Consider the following 251-nt stretch of genomic DNA (forward strand, 5'->3'; position numbering starts at 1 on the left):
ATATTCAGCACCGTGGACTTGCCACAGCCCGAGTGCCCAATCAGGGAAATGTATTCGCCCTGTCTGATTTTCAGGTCAACGTCGCGCAAAGCGCGGAAGGCGCCATTAGGGGTTGGAAATTCGATGCCAACGCGGCTGATGTCGAGGATCACGCTCATAATAAATTCTCCGGTGTTAATGGCTTAACGTACGTTGGCTGATTTGTCCCAGGACACTGCTTTTTGCAGGCTGAGCATCAGACGGTCGAGGGC

At 53.0% G+C, this 251-nt stretch carries 1 protein-coding gene; it reads right to left on the minus strand.

Going from position 1 to position 251, the window contains the following annotated elements; all coding sequences use genetic code 11:
• A partial coding sequence (locus Q4563_RS21335) for an ATP-binding cassette domain-containing protein (protein ID WP_303605948.1) occupies positions 1 to 158 on the minus strand: 158 nt, incomplete at its 3' end.
• Between the last annotated feature and the right edge of the window lie 93 nt (positions 159 to 251).

The sequence above is a fragment of the Gilvimarinus sp. 1_MG-2023 genome, assembly GCF_030548285.1.